The organism is Helicobacter turcicus (genome assembly GCF_019711685.1).
GTDB classification, from domain to species: domain Bacteria; phylum Campylobacterota; class Campylobacteria; order Campylobacterales; family Helicobacteraceae; genus Helicobacter_D; species Helicobacter_D turcicus.
Genome location: NZ_JAIGYQ010000005.1, coordinates 66,218 through 92,942 on the forward strand (window position 1 = coordinate 66,218; position 26,725 = coordinate 92,942).

28 protein-coding genes are annotated in these 26,725 nt (G+C 35.9%); 14 read left to right on the top strand and 14 right to left on the bottom strand.

From position 1 onward, the window contains the following. Positions 1–7: 7 nt before the first annotated feature. Genes hemA through hisD form a run of 5 tightly spaced genes read right to left on the bottom strand, consistent with a single transcriptional unit; the run spans position 8 to position 4,312 of the window. Positions 8–1,345 (bottom strand): glutamyl-tRNA reductase, encoded by a 1,338-nt coding sequence (hemA, locus tag K4G57_RS04655; RefSeq protein ID WP_221532038.1) that lies wholly within the window; start codon positions 1,343–1,345, stop codon positions 8–10. Between the two features lie 9 nt (positions 1,346–1,354). After that, positions 1,355–2,275: a polyprenyl synthetase family protein gene (locus tag K4G57_RS04660; RefSeq protein ID WP_221532037.1), complete on the bottom strand. Its 921-nt coding sequence runs from the start codon at positions 2,273–2,275 to the stop codon at positions 1,355–1,357. Beyond that, on the bottom strand, positions 2,253–2,711 hold the full coding sequence (locus tag K4G57_RS04665; RefSeq protein ID WP_221532036.1) for a hypothetical protein: 459 nt from the start codon (positions 2,709–2,711) through the stop codon (positions 2,253–2,255). The genes K4G57_RS04660 and K4G57_RS04665 overlap by 23 nt, the downstream gene beginning before the upstream one ends. 4 nt (positions 2,712–2,715) lie before the next feature. Further along, the gene (locus tag K4G57_RS04670; protein WP_221532035.1) at positions 2,716–2,982 is read right to left on the bottom strand and encodes a DUF2018 family protein; all 267 of its coding nucleotides are present in this window, start codon (positions 2,980–2,982) and stop codon (positions 2,716–2,718) included. Between the two features lie 10 nt (positions 2,983–2,992). Beyond that, the gene (gene hisD / locus K4G57_RS04675) at positions 2,993–4,312 is read right to left on the bottom strand and encodes a histidinol dehydrogenase (protein WP_221532034.1); all 1,320 of its coding nucleotides are present in this window, start codon (positions 4,310–4,312) and stop codon (positions 2,993–2,995) included. A gap of 136 nt (positions 4,313–4,448) precedes the next feature. On the opposite strand from hisD, the gene cysS reads away from it, so the two are divergent. The 5 genes from cysS (at position 4,449) to K4G57_RS04700 (ending at position 8,882) form a co-directional block, all read left to right on the top strand. After that, positions 4,449–5,852 carry a cysteine--tRNA ligase gene (gene cysS / locus K4G57_RS04680; RefSeq protein ID WP_221532033.1) on the top strand — a complete coding sequence of 468 codons (1,404 nt, stop codon included), beginning with the start codon at positions 4,449–4,451 and terminating at the stop codon, positions 5,850–5,852. Positions 5,853–5,900: 48 nt separating this feature from the next. Further along, complete coding sequence (locus K4G57_RS04685) at positions 5,901–6,695, top strand: sulfite exporter TauE/SafE family protein (protein WP_221532032.1); 795 nt, start codon at positions 5,901–5,903, stop codon at positions 6,693–6,695. Positions 6,696–6,817: 122 nt separating this feature from the next. Next, complete coding sequence (locus K4G57_RS04690) at positions 6,818–7,858, top strand: hypothetical protein (protein WP_221532031.1); 1,041 nt, start codon at positions 6,818–6,820, stop codon at positions 7,856–7,858. Then, positions 7,855–8,367 (top strand): hypothetical protein, encoded by a 513-nt coding sequence (locus K4G57_RS04695; RefSeq protein WP_221532030.1) that lies wholly within the window; start codon positions 7,855–7,857, stop codon positions 8,365–8,367. Before K4G57_RS04690 ends, K4G57_RS04695 begins: the two co-directional genes overlap by 4 nt. Next, positions 8,364–8,882 (top strand): hypothetical protein, encoded by a 519-nt coding sequence (locus tag K4G57_RS04700; protein WP_221532029.1) that lies wholly within the window; start codon positions 8,364–8,366, stop codon positions 8,880–8,882. Before K4G57_RS04695 ends, K4G57_RS04700 begins: the two co-directional genes overlap by 4 nt. Here the strand turns inward: K4G57_RS04700 and hemW are convergent. From hemW to K4G57_RS04725, 5 genes are read right to left on the bottom strand one after another with little or no spacing between them, the layout of a single operon-like run. Further along, a complete protein-coding gene (hemW, locus tag K4G57_RS04705) occupies positions 8,875–9,963 on the bottom strand; it encodes a radical SAM family heme chaperone HemW (protein WP_221532028.1) in 1,089 nt (362 codons plus the stop codon). The genes K4G57_RS04700 and hemW overlap by 8 nt on opposite strands. Beyond that, on the bottom strand, positions 9,953–10,420 hold the full coding sequence (locus tag K4G57_RS04710) for a hypothetical protein (protein WP_221532027.1): 468 nt from the start codon (positions 10,418–10,420) through the stop codon (positions 9,953–9,955). The genes hemW and K4G57_RS04710 overlap by 11 nt, the downstream gene beginning before the upstream one ends. Beyond that, on the bottom strand, positions 10,408–11,067 hold the full coding sequence (locus tag K4G57_RS04715) for a lysophospholipid acyltransferase family protein (RefSeq protein WP_346727935.1): 660 nt from the start codon (positions 11,065–11,067) through the stop codon (positions 10,408–10,410). Before K4G57_RS04715 ends, K4G57_RS04710 begins: the two co-directional genes overlap by 13 nt. Positions 11,068–11,073: 6 nt before the next feature. After that, the gene (gene miaB / locus K4G57_RS04720; RefSeq protein ID WP_221532026.1) at positions 11,074–12,390 is read right to left on the bottom strand and encodes a tRNA (N6-isopentenyl adenosine(37)-C2)-methylthiotransferase MiaB; all 1,317 of its coding nucleotides are present in this window, start codon (positions 12,388–12,390) and stop codon (positions 11,074–11,076) included. A gap of 2 nt (positions 12,391–12,392) precedes the next feature. Next, entirely contained in the window at positions 12,393–12,635 is a 243-nt protein-coding gene (locus K4G57_RS04725; RefSeq protein ID WP_034289499.1) for an HP0268 family nuclease, read from the bottom strand. A 246-nt stretch (positions 12,636–12,881) separates the two neighbouring features. Between K4G57_RS04725 and nusA the strand changes: the two genes are divergently transcribed. The 4 genes from nusA to ftsZ all read left to right on the top strand — a co-directional run bounded on the left by nusA (position 12,882) and on the right by ftsZ (position 18,206). Continuing rightward, positions 12,882–14,000 (top strand): transcription termination factor NusA, encoded by a 1,119-nt coding sequence (gene nusA / locus K4G57_RS04730; RefSeq protein ID WP_221532025.1) that lies wholly within the window; start codon positions 12,882–12,884, stop codon positions 13,998–14,000. Positions 14,001–14,099: 99 nt separating this feature from the next. Continuing rightward, positions 14,100–15,557: a peptidylprolyl isomerase gene (locus K4G57_RS04735; protein ID WP_221532024.1), complete on the top strand. Its 1,458-nt coding sequence runs from the start codon at positions 14,100–14,102 to the stop codon at positions 15,555–15,557. A gap of 41 nt (positions 15,558–15,598) precedes the next feature. After that, complete coding sequence (gene ftsA, locus K4G57_RS04740; protein ID WP_221532098.1) at positions 15,599–17,005, top strand: cell division protein FtsA; 1,407 nt, start codon at positions 15,599–15,601, stop codon at positions 17,003–17,005. A 28-nt stretch (positions 17,006–17,033) separates the two neighbouring features. Continuing rightward, a complete protein-coding gene (ftsZ, locus tag K4G57_RS04745; RefSeq protein WP_221532023.1) occupies positions 17,034–18,206 on the top strand; it encodes a cell division protein FtsZ in 1,173 nt (390 codons plus the stop codon). A gap of 21 nt (positions 18,207–18,227) precedes the next feature. Here ftsZ and K4G57_RS04750 read toward each other — a convergent pair whose 3' ends face one another. Further along, positions 18,228–18,848 carry a superoxide dismutase gene (locus K4G57_RS04750; RefSeq protein ID WP_221532022.1) on the bottom strand — a complete coding sequence of 207 codons (621 nt, stop codon included), beginning with the start codon at positions 18,846–18,848 and terminating at the stop codon, positions 18,228–18,230. Positions 18,849–19,466: 618 nt separating this feature from the next. Further along, positions 19,467–20,102, bottom strand: coding sequence for a ribulose-phosphate 3-epimerase (rpe, locus tag K4G57_RS04755; protein ID WP_221532021.1), 636 nt, complete (start codon positions 20,100–20,102; stop codon positions 19,467–19,469). Between the two features lie 124 nt (positions 20,103–20,226). On the opposite strand from rpe, the gene K4G57_RS04760 reads away from it, so the two are divergent. The 5 genes from K4G57_RS04760 to K4G57_RS04780 are packed head-to-tail and all read left to right on the top strand — an operon-like array spanning position 20,227 to position 24,837. Continuing rightward, on the top strand, positions 20,227–21,123 hold the full coding sequence (locus K4G57_RS04760; RefSeq protein ID WP_221532020.1) for a class 1 fructose-bisphosphatase: 897 nt from the start codon (positions 20,227–20,229) through the stop codon (positions 21,121–21,123). Then, entirely contained in the window at positions 21,110–21,418 is a 309-nt protein-coding gene (locus tag K4G57_RS04765; RefSeq protein ID WP_221532019.1) for a hypothetical protein, read from the top strand. The genes K4G57_RS04760 and K4G57_RS04765 overlap by 14 nt, the downstream gene beginning before the upstream one ends. Further along, positions 21,396–23,369 (top strand): methionine--tRNA ligase, encoded by a 1,974-nt coding sequence (metG, locus tag K4G57_RS04770; RefSeq protein WP_221532018.1) that lies wholly within the window; start codon positions 21,396–21,398, stop codon positions 23,367–23,369. The genes K4G57_RS04765 and metG overlap by 23 nt, the downstream gene beginning before the upstream one ends. A gap of 9 nt (positions 23,370–23,378) precedes the next feature. Continuing rightward, entirely contained in the window at positions 23,379–24,449 is a 1,071-nt protein-coding gene (locus K4G57_RS04775; RefSeq protein ID WP_221532017.1) for a hypothetical protein, read from the top strand. Position 24,450: 1 nt separating this feature from the next. Further along, the gene (locus K4G57_RS04780; protein WP_221532016.1) at positions 24,451–24,837 is read left to right on the top strand and encodes a NifB/NifX family molybdenum-iron cluster-binding protein; all 387 of its coding nucleotides are present in this window, start codon (positions 24,451–24,453) and stop codon (positions 24,835–24,837) included. 10 nt (positions 24,838–24,847) lie between these two features. Here K4G57_RS04780 and K4G57_RS04785 read toward each other — a convergent pair whose 3' ends face one another. Both K4G57_RS04785 and era read right to left on the bottom strand, forming a co-directional pair. Then, on the bottom strand, positions 24,848–25,822 hold the full coding sequence (locus tag K4G57_RS04785) for a L,D-transpeptidase Cds6 family protein (RefSeq protein WP_221532015.1): 975 nt from the start codon (positions 25,820–25,822) through the stop codon (positions 24,848–24,850). 14 nt (positions 25,823–25,836) lie between these two features. Continuing rightward, positions 25,837–26,724, bottom strand: a complete 888-nt coding sequence (gene era / locus K4G57_RS04790; RefSeq protein ID WP_221532014.1) for a GTPase Era — start codon at positions 26,722–26,724, stop codon at positions 25,837–25,839. Position 26,725: the final 1 nt, after the last annotated feature.

The following is a 26,725-nucleotide window of genomic DNA, read 5'->3' on the forward strand; positions in this document are numbered from 1 at the left end:
GGTTTCCTTAAGATTGAGATATAGCTCTATCTTGTGCGTATTCACATTTATAGGATTCTAACATTTTATCTTCAGATTCCTCACCAAATAAAAAACGCAGACTCTCTACCACACTATCGCCCTTTGGCGTATTAGAAACAGATTTTAGATTAATTGTTAAGCGGTGTAAAAATGTGTTAAATGCATTGTGCAGGGTTTTTTCAATATTTTTTTCATAATCTTTTGGCAAATAACCTTTTATAATTCCTTTTTGCAACTCTTTAAGTGCAGAATCCTTAGCTAAAGCGCGAATAGTCTTAATAAGCGGTTCAACATTTAACGTTTGCAACCAATTAAAAAACTCCTGTGTACAACGTCCTACAATCCCATAAGCAATCCTTGCTTGCTCTTCCCTTAGAGCTAAGTTTTTGCGCACAATATCTTCTAAATCATCTACCGCAAAAATTTGCACATTACCTTGCACATCCATAATATCATGAGCAATATCACGAGGCATTGCTAAATCAAACCAATAGCGATTCCAATCCTTCTTCACTACCATATCCAATGTAATAATCGTATGCGGTGCACCTGTGGCACTAAAAAGAAGTGGAATCGTATTGATATACTTCCCTATATCTTTAAAGCTCTCCACTCTAATCTTAGCATTTTGATTACCCTCAATAACACTTTTGCAGATATTTTCGGCATTTTGAAAATCACGATTTATTAAAATTACTGCACAATTTGCACTAGCTAAATGTTTCGCACAAATCGCGCTCATCTCTCCTGCGCCAATTACTAGTGCTTCTCTGCCTTCCAAACTTCCTAGAATCTCTTTTGCTTTTGCCACAGCCGTGCTTGCCACAGATACAGAGTTCTGCGAAATACTTGTAGAGTTTCTAACACTTGCTGCACAACGGAATGCAAAGTGAATTGCGCGCGATAAATACAGCCCACAACAGCCCGCTTCATAAGAAAACTTAAACGCACTCTTTAGTTGTCCAGCAATCTGCGTTTCTCCTACAACTAAGCTATCAAGTGAACTTGCCACACTAAATAGATGGTGAATTGCGCTAACATTTTCATAACTATCCGCATGTTCTTTTAGATTCTCTAGTGCAATTCCAGAAAAAACACTTAGCTTATCAAGCAAGAACTCCTCAGCTTTTGGAGAATTTTGAACATTCAAAATAAACTCTATACGATTACAAGTAGATAAAATCACTGCTTCTGTAATGAATTTATTGCTCACTAAATCTTTCAAAAACTCCGCAGTCTTAGGGTTTTTTATATCTAAACTTAACTTCTCACGCGTAGCAATATCCGTGTTTTTGTGAGAATAACTTAAAATATAATAATCCATACTTTCCGCCTAAAAATCGCGCTCTATCATTGTACGCATAATTTCTGCAAGTTTATCACAAGATTGATTAGTAATTGCTTCAACTCCCACTCTTCCTAAATGTTTTGCAAGTTCCACACTCTTTTTTATCGCACCACTTGTGTGCAATTCTCCTAAAATCCACTCTTGCTCATCTACGGATAAATCTTTGCCAAAAGCATTACGCAAACGCACTTTCCCCACCTCATCTAAAATGTGATACAAGTATAAATACGGCAACGTTGTCTTACCTTCTTTAAAGTCATTTAATGTCGGCTTTCCCAAAGTTTTAGAATCTGAAATGATATCAAGCACATCATCAATAATTTGAAAAGCCACTCCAAGATTACGCCCATAAATTTGGAATCGTTTTGCATTTTCTTCATCTTTACCAGCTAAAAATGCCGCCGCATAAGCAGTTGCTTCAATAAGAGCTGCAGTTTTATGTTCAATCATTGCTAAATACTTTGCCTCATCTGCATTAAATGCGCTTGATAGCACCACATCTTCCATCTCGCCAATAGCAAGTGTGGTAACTGCATTTGCCACAATGCGTGGAATCTGCGGATAATTAATTGCAAAACTAGTTAGCTCACTAAAAGCTTTAGAATACAGCACATCGCCTAACATAATGGCATTTTTATCACCAAAAAGCGCATTGACAGAAGGCTTATTACGTCTTGTAGTAGCTTCATCAATCACATCATCATGAAGCAAACTTGCACTTTGAATCATCTCAATAATCGCACACAAATGCACACACTCCTTGCTATCCCCAGCAATAGTTAGAGCAAGTTTTGAACGTAACATTTTGCCACTTTGGAGACTCTTACTAAGCTCTAAAACCAAAGGCGATTTTAACTCTTCTAAAAACTCCTGCACTTTTGCTTCAATACGCGTTAAAGCCACCATTTGGAACTTTCCTTTCGTCTATGATATTAAAATCTCGACTGCCCTCATAAATATAAAATTTTAACGTTGCAATCTTTGTTGTACGATGATAATCTTTAAAACACAGCATAAAAAATGGCTCTCTTGTGTAATAGCGCTGGTCTGCTTTCCATAAAGGAATCTCATAACAAGTGCGCTGATAATCTTGATAAAGAACAAATTGATGCGGAAAGGAATCATAATTTAAATGCACAACCAAGCCTTCATTCTTTAGCAAAGTCCAACGAAAGAACAATGTCTTTTGTGAATCATCTGCTTGAAGTGTCAAAACATAAAATTCGTCTTTTTTAAGCTCTACAAAACGTTCTGCTTTCCACTCTGGCGGGGCAAAAAGCAATGCAATTCCACATAATGCGCTAAAGAGTGAAACAAAAATTAGCGTTAAAACAATGCGCATTTAGCTATTCATTTTGCGTAAGAATATCTTGCATTGAAATAATAGCTAAATCCTGCGTTTTGTGATGAATTTCATCAGCACTTTCCTCGCTATTTTGGAGATATGCAAGCTCTTCTTCCCACATTTCACCAAGCCGCTTTTCTAGCAAAACTTCCATTGCTGCTTGACGCTCAAGCATTCTTGTAAGTTCTCTTGTCGCAAGTCCGCGTGAAGCATTAAAAATAATATCTATCCACTTATCTTGCGGCAAACCTTCTAAAATATGTTCCATTTTTACTTCCTTAAAATAATTTTAATCGTATGGACACTGCATTTTGGTGCGCGTCTAAACCTTCTGTATGGGCTAGGATTCCACATTCTTTACCCAATTGCATAATTCCTTGTTTTGAGAAAGAAATTATAGAACTTTTTTTCATAAAATGCTCTGTTGAAAGCGGAGAGAAAAACTTCGCACTACCACCTGTTGGCAAAGTATGGTTAGGTCCTGCAATATAATCCCCAATAGGCTCAGGAGTATTCTCTCCAATAAAAATTGCCCCTGCATGTTTAATCTTTGGTAAAATCTCCAAAGGATTATCCACAAACACCTCTAAATGCTCCGGAGCAATTTTATTCATTAATTCTAAAGATTGCTCTAAATTTTGTGTAACAATGATTGCACCGCGCTCATTAATGGATTTTGACGCAATTTCTTTACGTGGCAATGTTTTTAAAAGCCTATCAATCTGCTTTGCTACCGCTTGTGCAAAGCTCTCATTTGTTGTAATTAGAATCGCACTTGCCATCTCATCATGTTCAGCTTGCGAGAGTAAATCCCACGCGACATACTCAACATTGCCCTCTGCCTTATCTGTGCTTTCATGCAAGATTCCAATCTCGCTAGGTCCTGCAATCATATCAATATTTACTTCACCAAAAACAAGTTTTTTAGCTGTTGCAACATAGATATTTCCCGGTCCTGTGATAACATCAACCTTTTGGATTCCATCTTGTCCGCTCACCCCATAAGCAAGCGCACCAACTGCACTTGCTCCACCAATCTTATAAGACTCTTTGATTCCACATAAATGCATCGCTGCTAATAGAAGCGCGTTTGGTTTATTTTCTGGAGTTGGTGTGCAAACTACAATTTCTTTTACCCCTGCAACAAGAGCTGGAATCACATTCATCAAAAGTGAGCTAGGATACGCAGCCTTACCTCCCGGAATATAAAGTCCAGCGCGATCAACCGGTGTTACTTTTTGCCCTAAAATGTTACCATTGTCTTCAAAGTCTAACCAAGTTTTTGGTTTTTGTTTTGCATGAAATGCGTAAATACGTTCATAGGCTAGTTGCAATGCATTCTTTAATGCGGAATCTAAATTGCTGTATGCGCACTCCATCTCCTCTTGTGTGATTTTAAGCTCTAAAAAGCTTTTTGGATTCCAATTATCAAAACGCGCCACTTGCGCAATCACTGCTTCTTGTCCCTGCGTTTTAATCGCATTTAATAGCTCTTTAACGCGCCCTTCTACATTATTAATATCCATAGCACCACGCATTAAAAGTGCATCAAAACTTTCTTTAAAATTACTTTCACTACTTTTTAATAGAGTAATCATTTTAATCCTTTTTATAGGGGATGTATTTTATCGCTTTAATGTTTAATTTAATTTTATAAGCAAATATGCTTTGAAAAAAATGCTACGCCCAAAATTCTGCTATACTTTGCGTTTTAGTTTTTTAAAAAGAGTAGTAATGAAAATCTATGATAGCCACAAGAAAGAGAAAGTGCAATTTGAACCCATAATCCCTAATGAAGTGCGCATTTATGTGTGCGGACCTACCGTGTATGATGATTCACATTTAGGGCACGCAAGAAGCGCAATTGTATTTGATTTACTCCGCAGAGTGTTAATAGAGAATGGCTATAAAGTTACCTTTGCTAAAAACTTCACCGATATTGATGATAAAATCATTAACAAAGCCACCCAAAGCAACTGCTCAATTGAAGAAATCACACAAACTTACACAAAACGTTATTTAGACGAAATGGAAGCTTTAGGCGTAATGCGAGCGGATATTGAGCCAAAGGCAACAGAAAATCTTGAAGCAATGTGCATAATGATTCAAACTCTACTTCAAAAAGGCTATGCTTACCAAACACAAAATGGCGATGTGTATCTCTCCGTCAATAAAGATAAAGCTTACGGAAACTTAAGTGGGAGAATCGCAGAGCTAGAATCCCAAAGTCGTGTGCAAAATAGTGAGCAAAAGCACGATAGTAAAGACTTTGCCCTTTGGAAAAGCTATAAAGGAATCGGTGATGTGGGTTATGATTCCCCTTTTGGCAAGGGGCGCCCAGGTTGGCATATTGAATGTAGTGCAATGATTAAGAAACATCTAGCCTTAGAAGGTGAGTATGCTATTGATATTCATGGGGGTGGGGCAGATTTACTCTTTCCTCACCATGAAAATGAAGCTTCCCAAACGCGTTGCGCAGAAGAACAAACACTTGCAAAGTATTGGATGCACAATGGCTTTGTTACAATTAATGGTGAAAAAATGGCAAAATCATTAGGAAATAGCTTTTTTATTAAAGATGCACTAGCAAACTATGATGGAGAAACTTTGCGATTCTATCTTTTAAGCACACATTATAGGGCTGGATTAAATTTTGCAGAAGAAGATTTACTTGCTAGTAAAAAACGCTTAGACCGCCTTTATCGCCTAAAAAAACGTCTTGCACTATTACCCAAAAAAGAAATTTCAACTGCGCTAGATAATGCTTTTAAAACAACTTTTTTGGAAGCTTTAAACGATGATTTAAACATCTCAAAAGCCCTAAGTGTGCTTGATGATTTCATCACCACAGCAAACGAACAACTAGATTCTAAGCAAAACGATAAGACACCACAAATTAAAGCGAATCTTGAACTTGTTGCAAAAGTTCTAGGAATTGGCACTAAGGATTGTTTTGAGTATTTTAAATTAGGCGTTAGTGATGCACTAAAAACAGAAATTGAAGAACTCATTGCAAAACGTGCAGAATTTAAGAAAACAAAGGATTTTCAAAATGCTGATAAAATCCGCGAGGAACTGCGCAAAAAAGGGATTGAGATAATGGACACACCAAATGGCTGCATGTGGGAGAAAATTTAATTAAAATCTAAAAATATGGATTTTAAAACTAGAATTTGAGGAAATACTTTGGAACATCTTGATTTAATTGGACTTTTTATGATTGCTCTTTTAGGGGGCTTTGGACACTGCATTGGAATGTGCGGTGGAATTGTTTTAGCATATAGTGGAAAACTAACAGATAATACCATTACGCAAAAAAGGCAACTCATCGCCTACCACACACTTTATAGTCTAGGACGCATTACTACTTATGTGCTTTCAGGAGCGATTGTAGGGACACTTGGAAGTATGTTTAATATTAATGGCACACTGCGTGGCGCACTTTTTGTATTTGCTGGAGTCGCAATGATTCTAGCAGGACTCTCACTCTTTGGTAAAATCACCTTTCTAACGCGCCTAGAACATTCTATCCAAAACTCCAAATGGTATCAAAGTAGATTCCAAAAAGCCCTAAGTCTAAAAACACCTTTTAGTTTATATCTACTAGGAATTCTAAATGGCTTACTACCTTGTGGCTTTGTGTATGCCTTTCTCTTTAGCGCAGCGGGATTTGCTAGCATTCCAAAGGCAATGCTTATTATGTTAATTTTTGGGATTGGAACGCTACCATCACTCTTTCTTTTTGGTTTGCTTGCAAACACAGCATTTTATAAGCCTAAATTTAGGAAGATTTTAATGAATGTTGCCGCTATTGCAATTATTATTTTTGGAGGATTAATGGTGCAAATAGGAGTTAAGTTTTTGCAAAACCCACAGATGGGCAATAAAGCACATATGAAAATTGATGCAACAAATGCTAGTAATAGCAGCACCGGCATACACGGCGCAAAAAATATGGAATCTAAAATGCACTCCCATTAAGTATTTCATTTTCTTGTGCAAAATCTTTATGGAATCTTTTTTAAAATTTATCGCAAAAGGCTATTATTTAAGCCAAAATTGCTTATCATTACGCTTTGTGTAAGTTTAGCTTTGGAGTTACTATGAATCTTTCTAGGCTTATCCGCCCACTTTTTCCAACAATAATTGTTGGCATTGAAATTGACCATAAAATCTGTAATGTCGTGGCACATTTCTATAAGAGTGGGCAGCTTGTCTCTAGCCAAAGCAAAGAATTTCGCGCAAATCCGGGTGAGCTTCCTATGCAAGCAGTGCGCTTTATCCAAAAAATCCGCGCAAAAGATCCTTTTACTTACATTTCCGTTCTTCCCTGCTCCATTATACAAGGGGTTTTAAACACTGACAAAGAAGAGGAATTTAAAAACTTCGGTGTGAATTGTGCTGAAGTTGCTTATAAACGCTTTGATAATAACTGGTCAGTATTTGTCGCAAATGAAGGAATTGCGGAGACTAAAAAGCGCTTTTTAAAACTAGGAGCGGATTTTGTGATTTCTCCTTTTTTAGTGCTTTACCGCCTTGCTAAAGACACTTTTCAAGATAGCTGTAAGCTCTATGTACTTTTTCAACACTCTAATATTACAATGCTTATAACTAAGAGAAATTGTGGTGCGCTTTTTGGTGGATATTATGTGCTTGAGAGTGAAATTGACTCAGAGCTTACAGTAGTTAGAAATTCTTTAAGTGAAGATGATGATGACATTCAAAAAACTAACATTGAAAAAGACTTACAAGATGAGCTAAGTGATATTGAAGAAGTAGATTTAAGCAACGATGCAACCGATGATGAACTTATTGAAGTGCTAAAAAATAATGAAGAAGATGACGAAAAGTTACATACAGAGAGTGAAAATAGTGAGGATTTAGACGATTTCTCGCGTGTTAATACCGCTGCAAAATTTATACAATCTGCACTCAATGAATTTTATAGCAATTCTCTATACAATAGCGAATTTATCAGCGAAGTAGTGATTTTTAATCCGCACAATATTAGACAAGAAACGCTCCAGCAAATCCAGCAAATCACAATGCTTGAAGTAAGTATCTTTAGTTGCGACATTGCACAAGAGCTAGCTAATTTAGGTTATGACTCCTATCAAGTGTTTGAAGCTAAGGGGGAAGTATGAATTACAGCTTTACTCAACCTGGCAAAAAAACATTCTTAAAGAAAGTTTCACGCATCTGGTGGGGTTACATCTTATTAACTCTTTTTATTTTTATGGGATTTGTAGTGATTTTGAAAGTACAAGGGCATTATATGCAAAAAAATACACAAACTGCTTCTCAAACACAAAAAATCCTACTAGATGAGATTAAAAAACTACAAGAGCAATTAATACTTGAGCAAGAAAAAGTGCAATTTGTAGAATACATCACACACCAAAATGAGCTTTTAAAAGAGAGTGTAGAGAATCTTTTTGATTTGATTCCCGAGCAAATCACACTTAACAAAATCCAAATGGAACAATACCAACTAACCCTTTATGGCACAACACCATCAAAGCAAATTTATACTTTCTTGCTAGAAGTACCTTTGCGCTCAATTTTTCACCAAAGTCGTGCGGATTTTTATATGTTACCTAATGGTTGGTATAATTTTGTCTCTATTAGCAAACTTGAGGAAACTGGGCAATGAAAGCATTTTTCGCACAAATTGACTGGATTCGCAACACTTTTTTCTTTGTATTCTACTTCTTTTTGGTAGCCATCATTTTCTTAAGCGTAATCCAACCCGCCCTTAATACCTTTCGTCAAACCAATGTAAAATACCGCAAAGAAGTTTATGTTCAAAAGCAAATCCAAGCGCAGCGAGATGCAGAACTTAAAAATCTCCAAGACTATCAAGCACAAAACGCACAAACTCTAGGATATTTTAAGCACAAAATTACACAAAACGAAATTGAAGAAAAATTAAAAATTATCTTTGAAAATGCTGGTGTTGTTGCAGATGGCGATCCAATGCAAGAGGGTAAATATTTCAAACAACGTTACATTATTAGTGGAAAACTAGAAAATATCGCTAAACTTAAAGATGCGCTTATCTTAACAAAAACGCTCCCCGGAATTGCGCGTTTTAATTTTCCAATTCACATTGAACGAGAGAAAGATAGCATTATCTTTTCTTTTCGTTTAGATGCATATTTCAACTAAGAAATAACGTAATCTCATCGCCTAAAAAATAGTCTTTTGCGAACACACGCTCACCCCTTTGAATCAGTAGGTTTTCATATAAAAGCAACTCTAGATTCTTTTGGTTTGAAATCTTTTTTATCTCCACACCCACACAAGAACGGAATCCCAAAAACAAATGTTCTAATTTTCTATTTTCTTCTGTTAGAATCTCTTTTTGCTCACTAAACTTCTCTAAAAATTTCTCAATACTATTTGGCATACTTGTGCGCACACCATCAATGCACCCAATCGCTCCAGCTCCAATTCCTATATAATTGCCCCCTTTCCAATAATGCAAATTGTGTGCAGAGATTTTCCCATAATTACTCACCTCATAGTGCAAAAATTTTCCTAAATGCGATTTCACAAAATGTCCAATACTTGAAAACCCACCAAATTCTCCTGCTAAACGCTTTTGAGATTCCATATACACCTGCTCTTTTTCCTTATAAAAGCGACTCCCCAAATCCAAGCTTAAATGATAAGCAGAAATATGCGTCAAAGGAAGCTCTAAAGCAGTTTTTAATTCCCTCTCTAAAAGAGATTCTGAACATAAAGGTGTGCCATAGATTAAATCAATACTTAGATTCTTAAAACCAACATTTTGCGCATAATCAATAGCTAAAAATGTGTTTTTATTATTGTGTTCGCGTTCTAAAAAAGTGAGTTTTTGCACATCAAAACTCTGCACTCCAAGACTTAAACGATTTACCCCAAAAGCTTGCATAGCACGCAACCACTCTAGACTTAGATGATTAGGATTTGCCTCAATACTAACTTCTGCTCCACTTTTTAAAAAAGGCAAAAACTCTCTAAAAACATCTACATACAAATACGATTCCACAGCACTTGGTGTCCCTCCACCAATATACACTGAAACAATTTGCACTTCTCTACCCTCTTGCAAACTCTTTAGTTTATCACGCAAATACACAGCCAATTTTTGCATATAAAGTGGCTTTAGATGGTTCTTGTCAATTTTAGAATTAAACGCACAATACCCACATTTACTATCACAAAATGGAATATGTAGGTATAGACTTAAATTCTCACTTTGCATTTTTGATTTGTTTAACTTCTTCTAAGCGACTACTTAAACTCTCAAACCACTGACTATATCGCTCTAATTGCTCTTTTTCTTTATCATTTGGTTGATTCAAAATTAAAAGTGCGCGATAGCCCCTTTTAAACTCCTCTACCATCCACTCTAATCGTAAAAACTCTTCTGGACTTAAGCTCCCGTCTTTTAAAATTCCAAAAGCATTTTCTTGATTTTCTTTAGAGTTTTCTAGGAATTTTTGGATATTCAAACGTTGTCTTGATTGGTTCTCAACTCCATAAGCTAAACGATTATAAGGATCTTCCTTTAATGCTTCTAGGGCAAGCGTGTGTGCTTCTTTAAAATTTCCTTTTTCTAGCTCTCTGTTTGCCTCTCTGCCTAACTGATAAGATGAGGAAAAATATACGATTCCAACTAGCGCGCATAATAATGCAACTCCAATACCTAAAAAACGCATACGTCCTCTTCCATTTTTTCTTTCACAAAAGCCCTTGCCACTTCAAGCTCCAAAGATTCTAACGTTAAAGGTTCTTTAATGATAAATACTGCCTTGCTAAAAGGCTTTGGAATCCTAAATTTATCCCAACTTTTAAACTCCCACGCATTGCTAAAAAAAATCCTAGACACTACCACAGGAACATTTGTCTTTTGTGTTAAAAGCACCACACCATCTGCAACACTATGATAAGGACCACGCGGACCATCAGGAGTAATTGCAATATACTCTCCGTTCTCTATTTTTTTAATAGCATGATACAAGGCTCGGATTCCCCCCTTTGAACTAGAACCCCTTAGCACACCAATACCAAAGTAGCGCACGACATTGCTAATAATTTCACCATCAAAATGTTTGCTAATTAGCACCCAAACTTTTTTTTCACGCACATATTTTTGAAATAAAAAAGGCTGTAACAACAACTCTCCATGCCAAAAGACAACCACAAAAGGCTCATTTTTGCTAATTTTCTCTAAAGTTTTTGGGGAGATTCTAAACTCAAAACGTACAAAAAATACTAAAAAACGAATAATTCCAACAAGAAAAAAAGGTAAAATCTTCGCTAAAACTTTGTGTTTAAACTCTCTAACCCCTTCTTGATTTACCACATTAACCTACACTAACTCGCCCATTAGTTGCGCACCTTTAACCTCTGTGATTTTTACATCACACATAGCACCAATGAGATTTTTATCTGTTCGTATCCGCACGAGTTTATTTGTGTTACTGCGACCCTCTAACCATAGGTTTTGCACATCATAGTTTTCTACTAAAACTTGATGGATTTTTCCAATTTGCTTTGCATTATCCTCTGTTAGAATTTCTTTGTGGCGATCCTTTAGACGATTTAAACGTTCCTTTGCAATATATTCATCTACTAGATGCACCTGCTCTTCTTCTAGCCAATGATGTGCTTCAGTGTGAGGACGACTTGAATAAATAAAACTATACATCGTATCAAAACGTACTTTTTCAAGCATATCTAAAGTATCTAAAAAATCCTCCTCACTCTCTGTTGGAAAACCTACAATAATATCTGTGCCAATGCTAAGCTCTGGGACTAGCCCACGCATTTTCTCCACACGATTTAAAAACCACTCTTTGCTATATCCACGTCTCATCTTGCGCAAAATCTCATTAGAGCCACTCTGTAAAGGCATATGAATGGCTTTACAAATTTTTGGATTCTGCGCAAACTCTAAAATAAAGTTATCATCCATATGCAAAGGATGAGGTGAAGTGAAACGGATTCTCTCTAACCCATTAATCTGCGACATTTCATTAAGTAATTGTGTAAAATCTATCGCCCTATGTGCGCTTGAAAAACGCTTACCATAATTATTTACATTTTGCCCAAGAAGCAAAATCTCCTTTGTCCCACTATCCACCAAACGTCTTGCTTCCTGCAAAATCAAATCTGCTGGAATTGAAATCTCATTACCCCTAGTGTGCGGCACAATACAATAGGTGCATTTTTTATCACAACCTATAGAAATATTAATCATTCCTTTAAGCGCAGAGTGTTGGTTTTGACTAAAAACATAAGTGCTATCATCATAATCAATATCCACCCAAGCCACACGCTTTTGATGAATAATTTGAGAGATTTTTGACACATTGCGGGCACCTAACACAAAATCCACCGCTTTAGAACGTTTTAGAATCTTATCACCTAAATGGCTTGCTGTGCAACCGCACACACCAATCTTTGCGCCTTGTTTTTTAATCTTTACGTATTGACCAATCTCGGAGAAAAGTTTTTTTTCAGGTTTTTCACGCACAGAACAAGTATTAATTAGAATTAAATCCGCCTCTTTTGGATTATCTGTTAAACTATAAAACTCCTTTTCCTCAAGCTCTGCGATCATATGCGCACTATCACGCTCATTCATAGCGCAACCAAGTGTTTCAATATAAAGTTTTTTGGACATACTTATAACACATGGATCTCATACATATAATCACCCTCGTCCAATCCATAGCGCACTTCTCTAAAGTATGCACGCTTACCCTTTTTCTCAAAATATTCCAACAAAGCTTGCATATCTTTGTGGGAATTTTCTTTATCGCAATAAAAAATGTCGGATTTCTTTTCCTCTAGCATCTCTTCTAACTTCTTTACTGTAATTTTTGCTGGTTTTTCATTAATGTGTGTGCGTGCTAACTTAATATCCATTTTTTACCCTTACTTTATTTAGAAAATTAGAAAAATGGGCTATTATAATGACTTTTTGCTTAAAAAACAATTTTAATTTGTGTATTCCACACAAGAGTTTATTATTCAAGAAATTCCATTTTGGATTCTATAAATTTTTAAAGAGATTGAAAGAAAGTTACATTGAGTAAGCCCTTATAAAGAAAATTTCAATTAAAATGCGAAGTTTGTTAAAATTCTTCACCCGCAAATTTTTAAGGATATATTTTGGAAAAAATACTAGACATTATTGAAGGAATTGCTTATGAAAAAGGGCTACCTATAGAAAGCGTAACAAATGCAGTCAAAGATGCCGTGATAAAAATTGCCAAAGAAAGTTTAGATTCTACAATCAATTACGATATTGAAATTGATAAAAAGAACAAAACCCTACATTTATACCAAGTTATCAGCGTTTGTGAAAATTCTGACGATCTAGACGCTAAAAATGCAATTCCTTTAAGTGATGCTAAAAAACACGACAGCGAAATCAAAGTGGGCGATGAATTGCGCTATGAGCTAAGTTTAGAGGATATGAGTAGAAGTGCGGTTAATGCCCTATTTAAAGAGCTAGAGTTTAAAATCCAACGTCTAATCGAAACACAACTTTTTGATAAATACAAATCTCAAATTGGAAAAATTGTCAGCGGAAATGTTGTGCGCACCGATCATCTAGGCAACACTTATATTGAAATTGATGAAATTAGAGCAATTTTACCGAAAAAAAATCGTATTAAAGGAGAAGAATTTAACATAGGGCAGGTTGTAGGAGCAGTATTAAAACATGTTGGAATTGACCGCCAAAATGGTATTATGATTGAGCTAAGTCGCACCACGCCAAAAATGCTTGAAGAGTTGCTAAAACTAGAAGTTCCAGAGATTAAGGATGGCGATGTTGAGATTGTAAATTCTGCTAGAATACCCGGCGAGAGGGCAAAAGTTGCCCTAAGAACAGATTCTACAAAAATTGACCCTGTGGGTGCTACCGTGGGCGTAAAAGGTGTTAGAATTAACGCTGTTTCAAAAGAATTAAAAAATGAAAGTATTGATTGCATAGAATACTCCACTCAACCTGAAATCTACATTGCGCGCGCACTTTCACCTGCCCTTGTAATTAGCGTCGCCATAGAGGATAAAAAAGCAATTGTTAGTATCACAAGCGAACAAAAACCAAAAGCAATTGGTAAAAGCGGAATCAATATCCGCCTAGCCTCAATGCTAACAGGTTATGAAATTGAACTAAAAGAAATCAACAATGGGACACAACAAAACACAAGCAACAATGCTCAAGAAGTGCCAAAAAGCAACAATATTGATATTCTCTCTTCACTTTTTAAAGAATCGTGAAAGTAGAGTTTAGTGCTTTTAAAGGTTTTTTAGGTAGAATCGCAGATTTTTTAAGTGTGTTTTAAAATTATAGAAATAATTAGGATTTTGGAGTTTTAAATGATTGGTTTTATGCAAAAGCACAAAAAATACTTAATAATCACCATTTGGATTAGTTCCATTGCATTTTTGGGTGCTGGATTTGTAGGTTGGGGAACTTATAGTTTCTCAAGCACAAGCAATGCAGCAGCCATTGTGGGCAATCGCCAAATTACCATTGATAGACTGCAACGTGAGTATGCAAGACTTTATAATGTGTATAATCAACTCTTTAATGGCACTTTAGATAACGAACAAGCTAAAAAACTAGGGATTGAAGAACAAGCTCTAAACACTCTAATCTCACGCGCTTTAATGCTAAATTATGCACATGATATGGGCTTACGCGTTAGCAAAGAAGAAATTATCCACACACTTACTACAATGGATGCTTTTCAAAATAATGGAAAATTTGATGAGATTATCTATAAACGCTTATTAGCTGACAATCAAATGCGACCAAAAGATTTTGAAGAGGAACTAAGTGAAGGAATTTTACTACAAAAACTTGACGCACTCTTAGAGATTCCACTCACTCCATTAGAAATTCAGGCTATTGGTGAAGCAGTATTTAGTGAAGATCATTTGAGAATCCAAATCTTAAATCAATCTACAATCACTTTTAATCCCACAGAAGAAGAGATTAGAAAATACTGGGAGGAAAATAAAGACATTTATCAAACAGAGCGTGGCTATGAAGTGCTAAAAGTCTCTGTTAATTCTGATTCCATTTTAACAGACGATGAAGCACTAAGAAAACATTATGAAGATTTTAAAAATCAATTCTTAGATGAGAATGGGCAATTGTTACCTTTTGAAAAAGCAAAAGATAAAGTTACCGCACATTACAAATCCTCCCAAGCAGAAAAAGAATCCTTAAAAGAATATATTTCTTTGCGCAAAGGCGAGAATAAAAAAGCAGAATCATTAGTGATTTATGAGGGTGATTCCAATTACGATACGGAGTTTTTAAACTTACTAAGCCAAGCCAAAGAACAAGAAACTCTAAAACCAATCAAAACAAAAGAAGGATTTATCACACTTAAAGTCCAAAAGATTATTCCAAGCGAACCAAAGAGCTATGAAGATGCTAAAAAAGATGCAACAGAAGATTTTACAGCGCTTAGAAAAACCCAACTTTTAGAAGAAAAAGCGACTGCGCTACTTGCGGATTTTAAAGGCATTGACATCGGCTATGTTTCACGCGAAAATGAGAAAGCATTAAATGGATTAAATATGCAAGAGAGCCAAGATTTTATCGCACAGCTTTTTAGAAAAAATGAAGCAAAAGGTTATATTTTATTAAAAGATAAAGTAATTTTATACGAAATCCTTGACCAAAGGTTAAAAAATTCTGATATAATCACGCAAAATTTAGACTTCCTAAAACGCAATGGGGAGCAGGTGAAGTCTAGACTTGTAGAAATTGCCTTTATGGAACATTTATTAAATCTTTATAAAATTGTTAGAAAAATCTAAGGCACAAGACAATGGAAGAGAATTATAAAAGGGGTAAGGATTTGGAGCAAACCATCTTAGGAATTGATGTCGGTTCTACGAAAATTTGTGCAATTATCGCAAATTGCAAAGATGGGATTCCGCATATCATCGGAACTGGATTTCACAAATCATCTGGACTAAAAAAGGGTTCTATCACAAATATTGAACAAGCAAGTCGTGCAATTAAAGATGCGCTAAATGATGCAAGACGCGTGGCTGGGACAAATATCAACAAGGCAGTAATTTCTATCTCTGGGGCTTATACAAAAAGCACGGATAGTTCGGGAATTGTAAATATTCCAAACAATGAAATCGGAATCAAGGAAATTAATCGCGTTATTCAAACTGCACTTTATAATGCTTCAATTCCCAGTGAATATGAAGTTATCCACATTCTACCTTATAACTTTAAACTTGATGATCAAGATTTTATTGACGACCCTATGGGAATGAGTGGCAGTCGTCTGGAAGTCTCTGTGCGTATTATCACCGCGCAAAAATCAAGTTTAGGTAATCTTAAAAAAGCCATTAGAAGTGCTGGTGTTGAGATAGAAAACATTGTGCTAGCTTCTTATGCATCTTCTATTGCCGTGTTAAGTGATGATGAAAAAAATCTAGGTGTTGCTTGCATCGATATGGGTGGAAGCACTTGTGAGTTAATGATTCATGTGGGTAATTCCCTGCGCTATAATGATTTCTTAGGTGTTGGTTCAAACCACATCACAAATGATTTAGCAATGGCTTTGCATACACCACAAGGAATTGCTGAACAAGTCAAGGTTAAATACGGTGGCTTCCCAAAAACTATTGAGGATACAGAGAATCTTATTGAAATCCCAAGCATTGGTGGAGAAGATAGTGGCAAACATCAAGTTGCCCTAGCAACCGTGCATAATGTCGTGTATGCGCGTGTTGAAGAAACACTAATGATTCTAGCAAAATCACTAGAACGTAGTGGGCTAAAAGAGCAATTAGGCAGTGGCGTGGTGCTAACAGGAGGAATGGTGCAACTTGATGGCATTAGAGACTTAGCAGCAGCATTATTTAATATGCCCGTGCGCCTTGCAAAACCTGTAGAAGTTGATGGACTATTCACAGACTTAAAAGGACCAGAGTGTTCAACTGGAATCGGACTTGTCCTTTATGCCTCTGGAAAATATACAAATTACGAAATTGATTCTGAAAAAAGAATCCGTTATTGTAATGAAAAATTAGAAGATGAAACCTTACATTTTCACAAAAATATCCCTTTAATAAACCCTTTGCAAGATAAACCACAAAATATCACAAGTCCGGTAAATAGTGTGCCAAAAAGTGCAGCAGACATTAAGCAAGACTTAAGCAACATAACAGAAATTAAGAAAATTCCTGTGCAAAATGGTAATATGCTTAGTCAGCTATGGAATAAACTCACTCAAATGTTTTAAAGATTAAATTTTAGAAGGAGTAAAAACAATGTTAAATATTCAAGAAGCAAGTTTAAATGTTGGAGCAAAGATTAAAGTTATCGGTGTTGGTGGTGGCGGAAGCAATATGATTGAACATCTTATTCAAACAGGAACACATGAAGGAATCTCTCTTGCAGTTGCAAATACAGATGCGCAAGCAATTAGCACTTCAAGTGCACCTGTTAGAATCCAACTAGGAGCAAGGCTAACAAAAGGTCTTGGTGCTGGTATGCGTCCACAAGTTGGAAAAGACGCCGCACTTGAAAGCTATGAAGAACTAAAGCAGTTTTTAGAAGACACTGATGTTGTGTTTATCTCTGCGGGACTTGGTGGCGGAACAGGAACGGGGGCTGCACCAGTAATTGCAAAAGCTGCAAAAGAAGTAGGGGCACTCACAGTATCTATTGTAACAAAACCATTTCGTTGGGAAGGTGGAAAACGTGCAAAACTTGCTGAAGAAGGTTATAGAGAGCTTAAAGCCGAAAGTGATTCCATTGTCGTTATTCCTAATGAAAAACTCCTTACTATCATTGATAAAAATTTAGGCTTAAAAGACAGCTTTAGAATTGTTGATGATGTCCTTGTTTGTGCAGTCAATGGAATGAGTGGTGTAATTTTATCACATGGGGCAAACGATATTAATGTGGATTTTGCTGATGTGCGCACTGCAATGAGCCACAAAGGAATGGCTCTTATGGGGATTGGAGAATCTACAGGTGCTGATGCTGCTAAAGAAGCAGTTAAAATGGCAATTGAATCTCCATTGTTTGATAATATGTCTATTCATGGTGCAAAAGGTGTGCTTGTGCATTTTTATATTAGCCCAGAATATCCGCTTGGTAGTATTTCTGATGCTATGGATATTGTTAATGAGAATGTAGATGAAGATGCAGATGTTATCTTTGGGACAACAACAGACGCTAATGTAGAACGTGATAAAGTTAGAATCACAATCATTGCCACAGGTTTTGACCGCACTCCAACAGAATCCACTCCAGCACAAACGCAAACACAAAGCAATAATGATTCTACATTAAAACTTGTCAATCCAAAAGATATGAGTCAAAGAATAAACCAACAAGAAACCCTAAGTGCCGCTAGAAAAAAAGTAAGTGGTGGAGAATTTACAAACGACGAAGTTTTGGATATCCCTGCCTTTTTGCGTCGCCAAATGGATTAGGAAGCATAAGCGTAAAAACGCTTATGCATGTAGTGAATTCATATAGAAATCAACAGACTTAATTCCTTCTTTTTTTGCCCACTCTAAAGACTTTGAGACAAATTCCCAATTGATATGGCTAAAGAATTTCTCCAAATATGCTGGACGCGCATTTCTGTGGTCAATGTAATAAGCATGTTCCCACACATCTACAACAAGTAGCGGAACAGCACCTTCTGTTATAGGAGTCTGTGCATTACTTGTTTGCTTAATTTCTAGCTTTCCATTGTTATACACAAGCCAACACCAGCCAGAACCAAATAACGTTGTTGCGGAATTTAAAAATACTTCTTTAAACTTCTCTATACTTCCAAATGTTGTATTTAGAGCCTCCTCTAACTCTACACTCCTAGTGCTAGTATTAGGACTAACACAATCCCAATAGAAATCGTGGTTATAGATTTGTGCAGCGTTATTAAATACCCCACCTTGTGCTTTTGTTACAATCTCAAAGAGACTTTTATTTTCAAATTCAGTTCCACCGATGAGATTATTTAAATTATTAACATAAGTTTGATGGTGTTTTCCATAGTGAAATTCGCAGGTTTCTTTGCTAATAAATCCCGGAATCTCCGTAAATGGTAATGTGCGTAATTTAAACATTGTATTCCTTTAAAAATGTAATCCAAAACCAAAAAGTTTTGCAAAAAGATTCTAACGCACAAACACAAAATTTACACTTTAAAGCCCAAAATTAATTTGCAAATTCTACTTTTTGCATCACAAATTTTCGCACAATGCATAATATATTAACATTCATTGCTAACGTAACATTCCATATTCTTATATTCTTTGAATCCCATTTTTATTTGTAAATTCTTTTAATGCGTCAATCTCTCCTGAAATGTGCTTTATGATTTTCTTTAATTGGATTGTTGCTTTTGTATCTTGTGTGAAGTTAAGTTTAAATACTAATGTTTTTTCATAAATAATATCTTAGACACATAGACTTAGATTTTTTTACTAAATCCTAAATTTTTAACTAAAAAATTATTGCGTGAAACAATGTATTCTCTAAAAATTTTAAAATTTCTATTCCTATCAAACAATCTTAAGCATTCTTTACAAAGGATTTTATTTCTCCAACTAGCTTCTAAACTTCTATGCATTCTTGCTAAAACAAGATGTTTCTCAAATTCAACACGCAAAAGTGAGATCCTAATTTTAAAGCTTTGACACTCTTTTAATAATACCTCTATGCTCTCTTATAAAGACTTCTCTCTATTTTAATGATGCAATTCTTTGCCTATAATCTCCGCTAAAAACATAACTCCCAGCTACTACAATATCTACCCCAGCTTCTCTTAAATCTTTAATATTTACATCACTCACGCCACCATCAACTTCAATAAGACATTTTGGATTCCGTATTTCAATCCTATCTTTTAAAAGCTTAATTTTCTCTAGCACATTTGGGATAAACTTCTGCCCACCAAAGCCGGGATTTACGCTCATTACAAGCACCATATCAATGTATTCTAACAAATAATCAATACACTCAATTCCTGTATGTGGGTTCAACACCACAGCAGGACGGATTCCAAAGTTACGAATCTTTTGGGTTAGACGATTTGCATGTTTTTCCTCTTCAATGTGAAAAGATATAAATTCTGGCTTAAAGGGTGCGAATAAATCCACAAAAAAACTATTATTTTGCACCATTAAATGGATATCAAGAGGTTTTGTGGCTGCCTTTGCTACGGATTTTACTACCACTGGTCCAAGCGTTAGATTTGGCACAAAATGCCCATCCATTACATCAATATGCACTAAATCACAATCTGCGGCACAAATTGCCTGCACTTCTGCTTCTAATTTTCCAAAGTCTGCTGAGAGAATACTAGGGGCTACTTGCATAAGATTCCTTACTTTAAATAAAAACACCAACAAATCCTAGAATTGTAGCAAAAAACGCACTAACTTTACTTAGTTTCCAAAGTAAATTAGGTTATAATAGCAAAATTTTTATAGGAGTTAGCCCTTGTTTAAACCCCACACAAGCACAACATTACAGCAAGATTTGGAATCTATTTTTACAAGCATTAAACAAGCGAGTTTAGACATTTATGCTATGCTACAAAAAAACTTAGGTGAATACACAGAAAGCACCAATGTTACGGGAGATACGCAACTACAAGCTGATGTGCAAGCAGATATAATTTTACAAGAAGCTTTCAAAAATATTGTTTGCATAAAGCAAATTTGTAGTGAGGAACAAGAAAATGCGATTCCACTCCACAAAAATGGCTTATATTCCATTGCGTATGATCCTCTAGATGGTTCATCTTTAATGGGAGCAAACTTAAGTGTAGGTAGTATTTTTGGAATCTATGCGGGTGATTTTCTCCCTCAAAACCTCGTAGCAAGTGCGTATGTTGTGTATGGAATGGTAGTTGGAATCGGATTTGCTTCACTTCTTAAAGAAGGCGTGGATTACTTTACCTACAATGGCAAGGAGTTTGATTTGCAAAAATGCTTAAGACTCTCCAACAAAGGTAAGCTAAATGCCACAGGTGGCACACAAAAAAACTGGAGCAAGGCACACAAAATGAAGATAGAATCCCTTTTTAATGCAGGTTACCGACTACGTTATAGTGGCGGCATGGTGCCAGACTTGCATCATATTTTGGTAAAAGGCGGTGGGCTGTTTTCTTATCCTGCAACAAGTGATGCACCAAATGGTAAGCTTAGAATGCTTTTTGAAGTCTTTCCCTTTGCTTTCATCTTTGAGAGGGCTGGAGGTAAGGCAGTTTTTATAAGCGAGTTGGAATCCAAAACCACTGCTACACCACTTTTAGAACTCCAACCTAAGCATTTACACGACACCACGCCTTGTTATTTTGGAAGCACTTGGGAGATAGATTTTGTTAGCCACTAAAGTTGAAATTGAAAGCGCACTAAAAGCCCTAAAAGAGTGCCAAAAACGCGAGGGTGTGACAAGTTGTATTTTATGCGCACATGCACAAACTTGTAACCAAAAAGAAGCATTTGCTAATAAAACACAAGAAAATCTAAACCAAAAACAAGAAGCACTCAAAGCTTGTCAAAAATCTATGGGCTTAAGTAGTTGTGGAAAATGCGCAAAAATCTTAGAATGCACCATTAGAAACAGCTATGTGAGTGCTGTATATTTAAGTATGAACAAAGGAAATGGAGGAAGCTTTGAGTTCTAAATTTTATATCACATCACCAATTTACTATGTCAATGATATTCCACACATCGGACACGCCTATACAACAATTATCGTTGATTCTCTAGCAAGATTTCACCGCTTAAAAGGCGATTTTGTATTCTTTTTAACCGGCACAGATGAACACGGACAGAAAATTGAGCAAAGTGCACAAAAAAAAGGACAGAACCCAAAAGATTATGTGGATTGCATTGCTGAGCGCTTTAAGAGTCTTTGGAATGAATTTGAAATAAACTATGATTATTTCATTCGCACCACAGATTCCACGCATCAACAAAGTGTGCAAAATGCGTTTTTAAAAATGTTTCAAAAAGGTGATATTTATAAAGGCGAATATGAGGGAAATTACTGCATTTCTTGTGAGTCATTTTTCTCAAAATCCCAACTTGTTAATGAAAAAAATTGCCCAGATTGCGGCAAAGAAACAACACTTTTAAAAGAAGAAAGTTATTTTTTTAAACTCGGTGCTTATGCAGACAAACTTCTAAAATTCTATGATGAGAATCCAAATTTCATTTTGCCAAAATCCAAACGAAACGAAGTAATAAACTTCGTAAAAGCTGGCTTAGAAGACTTATCAATCACACGCACAAGTTTTCATTGGGGAATTAAACTTCCAAAAGAGCTTTTAGAAAACGATAAAAATAACCAAAAACATGTAATGTATGTGTGGCTCGATGCACTTATAAATTATCTAAGTGCATTAGGATTCCACAATGATTTACCAAACAAAATGGATTTTTGGCCTGCGAACTATCACATTGTTGGCAAGGACATTTTACGATTCCATGCAGTTTATTGGCCAGCGTTTTTAATGAGTCTTGAATTGCCTCTTCCACGCCATATTGCCGCACATGGCTGGTGGACAAAAGATGGATCGAAAATGAGTAAAAGTGTAGGTAATGTCGTTAATCCCAAAGAAGTTGTAGAAGCTTATGGGCTTGATGCTTTTAGGTATTTTGTGTTGCGTGAAGTGCCTTTTGGGCAAGATGGAGATTTCTCTCAAAATGCGCTAATTGAACGCATCAATGCAGATTTAAGCAACGACTTAGGAAATCTTCTAAACCGTCTTTTAGGAATGAGTGCAAAATATTTTAATAACACTTTAGAGGCAGATTTATCGCAGTTACAGGCTAACTACAATGAGGAGTTAGCGCAAATTCAAATAATCCTAAATAGCCTAGAATCACAAATGGAGGAAGTGCAGATAAACCGCTATTTAGAAGAACTTTGGAAGCTTTTTAGTCTAGGCAATGGGATTATCGCTAAAAAAGAGCCTTGGCAACTTATCAAAAATGGTAAGCGCACAGAAGTGGCACAATTATTGCTACTACTTGCAAATATCTTACTAAAAGCTGCACTTTTCTTGTCGCCTTGTATGCCAAGAAGTGCAGAGAAAATTTTAAAGGTATTTGGACTTAGCGTAAGCACAGAGTATTTTAGACGATTTATCCTACAAGGAGAGCTTTTGGATTCCGTAGTTTTAAAACCAATTCCAGTGCTTTTTCCACGCATTGAGGAGAGATTACTGCAAGATCCAAAAACAGAATCGGAAACAAAATCTAAGGATTCCAAAAGTGCAAAACTTGATCCTTTAGAAGTTGCAAACCCTATTAGCAAAGATGATTTTACAAAAATTGATATTCGCATTGGAACGATTATCAGCGCAGAAATCCTACCAAAAAGTGAAAAGCTCTTAAAACTTCAAGTGGATCTAGGTGAAGCACGTCCACGTCAAATTCTAGCTGGTATCAAGGCTTATTACACACCAGAAGAGCTCCTTGGTAAGCAGGTATGCGTATTAGCAAATCTAAAGCCTGCAAAGCTTATGGGAGAACTAAGCGAAGGAATGATTCTAGCTGCAAAAGACAGCAATGGACTTGCATTTATTACGCCACAGAACAAAAGGAAAGATGGAAGCCAAATTAGCTAAAGGAATAGTATGAAGGGAATACAGATTGGTGTTAATGAGATTGTAGAAATTGCTTTTGGAACACTACTAAACAAACCTAGTATTTCTTTTTTTTGTCAGATTTGCGACCAAAGCAGTAGCATACGCAAGGGGGATTTATTTGTTGTAACTAACAAAGACAGCTCACAAGCGCAAAAAGACATCAAAGAAGCTGTGCAAAAGGGTGCATTTGGAATCCTTTTTAGTGGGAATATCGCAATGAGTGATAAGGAGGTGGCATGGATTAGCGTGGAAGATTTGGAGCAGTCTTTAATGCGAATTTTACGCCACTATCTGCTTATAAACAATAAGATTCTATTTCTACTAAGCAAAGATGAATACGAGATTGCCACACAAATTATCACACACAAGAAAACATTAGAACACTTTTGTGGAAGCTTAAGTGGGCTTATCCATAATGTAATTCAAAGTGATGCGGCATTTTTTCTCTACTGCAACACAAGCCTAGATTTAAGCACATTGCCGAAAAATCAACAAGAAATCAAAGCACTCTCTCAAGAAAAAATTGACGAGGATAAGCTTCCTTTTGCGCTAAATTCTTATTCTCTCTTTGGAATCAAACTTTTTTATAAAAGCACAGATTATGAGATTCCGCTTCCAAAACTCTTTATCCAGCCATTAGCTCGCGTCTTACGACTCTGCGAGGATTATTCTATTAATGTCCAACTAGAAAATTTTACCGCTTTGGCTAATTTTAAACCCCTTTATTTAGATGAACGAGGCGTGATTGCAAAACCCGGAACAACCAATAAAGTTTTGCTTGCTTGTGGGGATTCCAAACTTTATGAACAATATTTAGCTTACTTTAGTATGTATGCAAAATGGGCGCATTTAACACTTTTTGTTCCGAAGATTTATCATGAGCTTTATGCGCCCTATGCAAAGGTTATTCCTTATGCAGATAAAAAGACCCTTTTTGCTGCACTTGTAAATGAGAAATACAACTTTGCACTAATTTTAGGCACAAATACACACACTCTAGAAGCGCAATTTACACACCAAATCACAGAAGCAAATTTGTTTAACTACACAAAGGAATAATATGAAAATTGCAATCCCTGTTTTTGATGAAAATCTACAAATTTTTAACAACACTGGACATACACCCTTTTTTGCTATTTTTGAGCAAATTGGAAGCGGAATGTTTAAAAAAATTGACTTTGTTGAGTTACGCAAGAATCCGCGCGGTGATGAAAGTGCTAATACTGGATGTTCACACAAAGATAGTGATATGAGTGAAGAAGAACGAGTTGCACACAAAAACGAACATAATGTGCTAGGAGAGATTATTCAAGATTGTGCCATTGTTCTCGTCAAAAAAGCATGTCAAAATACAGCAAAAGTCTTTAACGAACGTGGAATTAAAGTGTGTAAAATAGATGTAAGCTGTCAAAGTGCAAAAGACGCACTCAAATTCATTAAACTTTAATGCAGAGAGATTATCTCTCTGCTAAAATTTGCATTTTAGAATTTTTTAATTCTATATAAAGCTCCTTTTCTCCACTAAATCTGTAACTTGGAGCTTTGTAATCTTCATAAAAAGAAATCCTAAATAAATGCCTGTTTTCATCATTGGGATAAGGTGAAATATTAATTTTAGAAAATACAATTTCTTTTCTCTCGTTTTTTGCAAAAATTCTGCGTTTATTTTGCACAAACTCATCATATTTCATTCCATCAAAGCGCGTAAAATCCTCACTATAAAACCCCAAATATTTATCCACATTACTCTCTTTCCAAGCATTTTTCCATGCATATAAGTCTGTTAGCAAAATGCTTAAATCCTCTTTTTTAACTTCCTTAGCATTATTCTCAAAAGTTACTAGCAATGCTTGACGATAATCAATTATTGCATCCACACTACTTAACTTATCATTTTCAATTACGATACAACCACGTGTATTAAGCTCTTTGCGATTCCCATCTAGCGGTCTCCCATGAATCCAAATTCCATAACCTGTGCGCTTTTGTAGGCGATCATAAAGATTAGGATAATTTGTAGCAAATGCAAGCGGTCCATAGTATTGATCAAGATTTACCAAACGTGCATTTAACGAATACACTCCAATGGGAGTCGCTAAATCTCCTTCTTTTTCCTTATTTCCACCCTTTGAACCCACTAAACTTTCCACATTTAACTTCTCATTCCATTGATGATTTTCCAATGCATAAAGCCTTAGCGTTGGCGCATTTTTAGTCGCTATAAAAAGATATTTTAAATCTTCATAGTATCCAAAACGGGTGTCCTGTTCTTTTAATGCTTCATTCCAAAAACTACGTGTTTGCATAATGGAATCTATTTTTTGCTCAATGGCTTTTGTGCCACCTTTTTTGTAAAGTTCCACCCACTCCAAATCACTTGCATACGCAAGACCGACCATTAAACACAAACTAAAAATTTTAAAAATCTTCATACTCTAACCTCATTTTAATATTCAAAATTATACCCCATTTTTTTTAGACTTTCACGCTCTTTACTCCAGCTGGGCACAACTTTTACAAAAAGTTCCAAAAACACCTTTTGATGCACAAAATTTTCAATACTTAGCCTTGCTTCCTTACCAATGCGCTTTAAACTCGCACCTCCCCTGCCAATTACCATTCCCTTTTGACTCTCTTTATGCACAACAATTGTCGCTTTAATATGATGAATATTAGGTTTCTCACGATAAAATGTGATTTGCACATCACTCTCATAAGGTAACTCATCACTAAGATTTTCAAACACAGCCTCGCGGATTAACTCTTTAGCAATCTCTTTTGTCGTATTTGGACTTAAAATTTCTGGGTCATAATAATAGGGATTTTTTGGCATAAATTTTACAAGCATTTCTATCACACATTTCAAGCTTCCTAGATCCTTAATAGAAACAGGAATTAATGCCTCATAAAAATCTTTGAATTTCTCATATTTACTAATTGCCCTAAATAGCATATCTTTGGATACAGAATCTGTTTTTGTAAGTAACAAAATATGCTTTTTATTTTGAACCATCTCCAAAAACTCTTCATAATAACTAATTTTATCGCTAACAGGGGCTAAAAATAGCAGAAAATCACAATCTCTCAATGCCTGCATTGCTTCTTTTAACATATACTGATTAAGCAATTTTTCTTGTTTATGAATCCCTGGAGTATCTACAAAAACAATTTGTGTATCTCCCTCTGTCAGCACAAGATGCATACGTTTGCGTGTAGCATTTGCTTTATGAGAGACAAGGGCAAGCTTTTCTCCTAAAAGCGTATTTAAAAAAGTGCTTTTCCCTGCATTTGGACGCCCCAAAACTGCAACAAATCCAGCTTTTGTATTCTCCAAA